Source organism: Bacillus sp. P4_D3, assembly GCF_056401855.1.
The window spans coordinates 1-1,460 of record NZ_JBFUIN010000748.1; the positions used below are offsets into that span (position 1 = coordinate 1).

Below are 1,460 nucleotides of genomic sequence, written 5' to 3' on the forward strand. Positions count from 1 at the left end.
GTGCTTTTCTATTTCCGGGTAATGTTACACCTGTATCAGAAGCTAATTTTTACGGCGATCCAATTGCCGCGAATATCGTTATGAAATATGCGCAAAATGCTACTATATACCCGTTAAATGTAACGCAGCGCGCTCTTATTACTCCTGAAATGGTCGATATTATTGATAAAGAAGGAACAGGACAGGCGAAACTTATTAAGCCAATGATCGATTTTTATTACGAAAACTTTTACAAAAAAGAATATCCAGGTATTGCTGGGAGTCCGATTCACGATTTACTTCCGTTCATTTCATTTATAAATGATGATATTTTTGAATATAAAAAATCAGCAGTTTGAATAAGTACGACAAATGATGTAACGAGAGGGCAAAGTGTTGCAGATTTTAGAAGAATAGCTGAGCCAACGACGTTTGATAATCGTCCTATACAAAGAATTGCCGTTGAATTTAATTATCAAGCGTTTAAAGACGAATTTATGAGAACAATATTGAAGCCAGATGGTCCTTAATATGTTGAGCAGATTTGAATGATTTTCATAAGACGAATAACTTATGAAAAATGTAACATAACTAATGGTAAGCAATTGTTTCTGATTATAATTTTATTGTTCAAAAATAAAGGAGGTAAATATATGATTTGGTATTTAATCGTCGGTGGTATTTTAGGATGGTTTGCAAGTCTGATCACAGGAAAGGATGTACCGGGCGGTGTAATTGGTAATATTATTGCTGGTATTATCGGTTCTTGGCTTGGTTCGTTGTTACTTGGTAAATTCGGTCCTGTTATTGGCGGATTTGCAATTATTCCAGCTTTAATAGGTGCGGTCATATTAATTTTCATTGTGAGCTTCTTATTACGAGCTATACGGAAATAAATAGTAAGGGGCTGTTTACATTTGTGAGCAGTCCCTTTGTATTATGTTGTTTAATCTGTTATGCTACTTTTATACAATCAGGAGGTGTCAGCATTGAAATCATTTACAGTAAATTTTCATCAAGAGGATAATGCAAAGGCAACAACAGTACATAAATTAAGTGAAGAGGACTTCGATAAAGCAACAGAAAAAGGTACTCGTCATCTATTTGATTTAGATACAAACGTTGGTTTCTTCGTATTCTTTGATGCTGAAGATGCAGAAGGAAACGAGCAATACTTAATGTTACAATATGAAGGAGATCATGAAGAACCAAGTGCTTGCTACGGATTTGATTTGAAATTGTTCTATCAATTTTTAGCACTATACTTAAATGATCTTGAATTCCAAGGTGAGACAAATGAAGAAGAGGAAGAAAATGGTCCAATTCATCATTTAGCGCATTTACTTTACCATATCGTTGAAGATGGTAAATCTATCGAAGTATAAAATACATATTTGAAGCTGTCCTTTAATAGGGCAGTTTTTTTAATTTTATTAAGATATTATTTCAAGTGCCATTCCCTCAAGCCTTATAGGTTAAAC

General features: G+C 33.8%; 2 protein-coding genes and 1 pseudogene. All 3 read left to right on the forward strand.

Annotated elements, in window-relative coordinates; all coding sequences use genetic code 11:
- Positions 1-509 (forward strand): annotated as a pseudogene (locus AC1DTM_RS26270) (nucleoside hydrolase); the annotation flags it as partial.
- 123 nt (positions 510-632) lie between these two features.
- On the forward strand, positions 633-875 hold the full coding sequence (locus tag AC1DTM_RS26275) for a GlsB/YeaQ/YmgE family stress response membrane protein (RefSeq protein WP_002110405.1): 243 nt from the start codon (positions 633-635) through the stop codon (positions 873-875).
- Positions 876-968: 93 nt separating this feature from the next.
- Positions 969-1,364 (forward strand): hypothetical protein, encoded by a 396-nt coding sequence (locus AC1DTM_RS26280; protein WP_002110404.1) that lies wholly within the window; start codon positions 969-971, stop codon positions 1,362-1,364.
- Positions 1,365-1,460 lie beyond the last annotated feature (96 nt).